General features: G+C 71.9%; 3 protein-coding genes. All 3 read right to left on the bottom strand.

Annotation, left to right across the window (positions count from 1 at the left end):
• Positions 1 to 31: 31 nt before the first annotated feature.
• Positions 32 to 1,045, bottom strand: coding sequence for an L-histidine N(alpha)-methyltransferase (egtD, locus tag G6028_RS08355; protein WP_182658608.1), 1,014 nt, complete (start codon positions 1,043 to 1,045; stop codon positions 32 to 34).
• Positions 1,042 to 2,364 (bottom strand): ergothioneine biosynthesis protein EgtB, encoded by a 1,323-nt coding sequence (egtB, locus tag G6028_RS08350; protein ID WP_182658607.1) that lies wholly within the window; start codon positions 2,362 to 2,364, stop codon positions 1,042 to 1,044. The genes egtD and egtB overlap by 4 nt, the downstream gene beginning before the upstream one ends.
• A 95-nt stretch (positions 2,365 to 2,459) precedes the next feature.
• Positions 2,460 to 2,643 (bottom strand): MGMT family protein (locus G6028_RS08345; protein ID WP_182658606.1); only part of this gene is annotated, 184 nt, incomplete at its 5' end.

The raw sequence follows: 2,643 nt of genomic DNA, 5'->3' as shown, positions 1-2,643 counted from the left end.
GTGCCGGCGAGGAACCGCCGGGTCGGAACTCCTAGTCGACGACGACGAGGGCCAGCCCGAAATCGCCCGCCGCATCGGTCCACACCGCCTGACCGCCGAAGCCGTGTCCCGCGAGTTCGTCGACGAGTGCGTGGGGCTCGAACTTCCGGGCGATCTCGGTGCGGATCCCCTCACCGGCGGCCAGCGTGCGCTCCCGCCCGAGGGTCGGGAAGTCGATCCGCACGTCGCGCACCGCGCGCAGCCACATCTCGATCCGGCTCTCCCGGGCGTTCCACACGGCCTCGTGCCGGAAGTCGCGGCAGTCGAGGCCCGTGCACTCGACGGTCCGCGCGATCACGTCGAGCATGTTGAGGTTGAACTCGGCGGTGACCCCGGCGGCGTCGTCGTAGGCCGCGACCAGCCGGTCCGGACTCTTGACCAGGTCGAATCCCACGGCCAGCCGGTCACCCGGGGCCATGATCCCGCGCATCATGCGGAAGAACCCGGCGCGCTGCGACTCGCTGAAGTTGCCGACGGTGCCGCCGAGGAACAGCACCAGCCGTCCGCCCGGCTCACCCGGCAGCGGGCCGTCGAGAGCGGTGATGTCGCCGATGACCGGGTCGATCCGCAGACCCGGATACTCCTGCTCGAGCGCGCGGGCGGTCTCGAAGAGCATCTCGGTGCTGATGTCCAGGGGCACGAATCCCGCATCCGCGCTCCCGGCCGCCAAGACGTCGAGCAGCACCCGGGTCTTCTCGCAGGTCCCGGCCCCGAGCTCGACCACCGTCGAGGCCTCGCCCACGATGTCGCCGGCCCGGGCCCGCAGGATCTCGGCCTCGGCCCGGGTGGGGTAGTACTCCGCCACGCGGGTGATCTGGTCGAACAGCAGGCTGCCCTTCTCGTCGTAGAACCAGCGCGGGGGCAGGGTGGGCGGGTCGGAGAAGAAGCCTTCGAGCAGGTCCGACTCCAGCGCGGCGGTGTCGGGGTCGGTGGACTCCGTCGTCGTCGTCGTCGTGGTGGTCGTCGTCGTGGTCGTCGTCGTGGTCGGGTTCTCGGTGTCGGTCATCGGGCGAGCCTCAGTCCCGTCGCCGCCCACCGGGATGAGGCGGGGAAGAAGTTCCGGTAGGTGGGTCGCGTGTGGCCCGCCGGGGTGAGGGCGCTGCCACCACGTAGGACGTGCTGGTCGGACATGAACTTGCCGTTGTACTCGCCGGCGGCGCCCTCCTCGGTGACGAACCCCGGGTAGGGCAGGTAGGCGCTGGCGGTCCATTCCCAGACGCCGCCGATCGTCCGATCCGTGGCGGGTTGCGGGTGGCAGCGGTCGGGGTCGAGCTCGTCGCGGATCTCCCAGCCGGCGGTGGCGACCTCCCACTCGAACTCGGTGGGCAGGCGGGCCCCGGCCCACCGGGCGTACGCGTCGGCCTCGTAGAAGGACACGTGGCACACGGGTTCGGCGTCCACGACCGGACGGCGACCCGAGAGGGTGAAGGTGGTCCACTCGCCGTCGGCGGCGGGAGCCCCTGCGGTGCCCGCGGACGCGCTCACGCCGACACCGTCCTCGCGCCTCCAGTACCCGGGTGCGTCCCAGCCCTCGTCCTGCACGGCGGCCCACCCGTCGGAGAGCCACAGCTCGGGGCGGGCGTACCCTCCGTCGGCCATGAACTCCTTCCAGTCGGCCACCGTGACCTGGCGGGTCGCCACCTGTCCGTCGGGGATCCACACCCGGTGACGCGGGCGCTCGTTGTCGTAGGAGAAGCCGTCGGCGGGATCCAGCGCGCCGACCTGCGCGACCCCCTCGACGACGACGAGCCAGTCCGTCTCCCCCGGCGCCGCGGCGACCGGGTCCGCGGACCTGTGCACGTAGACGGGGTCGGTCGGATTGTGCGAGAACAGGTGTTTGGCATCCATGAGCATCAGTTCCTGATGCTGCTGCTCGTGGTGGCGGCCCAACTCGAGCAGCTCCAGCCCACGGTCGTCGACCCGGCCCGCCTCGAGCGCGGCCACCACCGCGTCGTCGACGCGTGCCCGGAAGTCGCCGATCTCCGCCACCGACGGGCGGGTGATGAGCCCGCGCTGGGGTCGGGGCTGCCGCGGGCCGACGGCCTCGTAGTAGGAGTTGAACAGGAACCGGAAGACCGGCTCGGGTGAGGAATAGCCCGGCAGCCGACCCAGCACGAACTCCTCGAAGAACCACGTGGTGTGCGCCCGGTGCCAGGCCGCGGGGCTGGCGGCGGTCATCGACTGCGGGACCTGGTCCTCGGCGCTGAGACGGGAGGCCAGCAGGTCGGTGAGCCGGCGGACGTGCAGGTACTTCTCGACCGCGGCCCCGGCGCTGCGCCCCGGAACCGTCTGTGGCCCTTCGGTGGTGACATCTCCGACAGTCATGGGATCTCCCCCGGGTTCGTGGTCGGCGGTCGGACTGCCGCCAGACTAACCACGGGGTGGTTCGGTGCCCACCGCTGTTCGGATGACCCGGCCTGCTAGATCGCACCGCCGGGGAACGGCACCGGGGCCGCGGCCGTGAGGTTGCGCCGCTCGTGCTCGAGGAGCCGGAGGCGGCACTCGGGGCAGTTGCCCATCCCGCCGTCGGCGCGGATCACCCGGTGCACCGGGATGACGAACGGCACCGGCACGAGGGTGCACAACCGCCCCACCCGGCGGGCG

The organism is Dietzia cercidiphylli (genome assembly GCF_014145145.1).
GTDB lineage: Bacteria > Actinomycetota > Actinomycetes > Mycobacteriales > Mycobacteriaceae > Dietzia > Dietzia natronolimnaea.
Note: the sequence above shows the minus strand (reverse complement) of the source record. Positions and strands in the feature narration are given on the sequence as shown.

Bases quoted from the DNA above. Each gene is read 5' to 3' on its own strand.
- egtB (WP_182658607.1), bottom strand. From the start codon at position 2,364: ATGACTGTCGGAGATGTCACCACCGAAGGGCCACAGACGGTTCCGGGG.
- egtD (WP_182658608.1), bottom strand. From the start codon at position 1,045: ATGACCGACACCGAGAACCCGACCACGACGACGACCACGACGACGACC.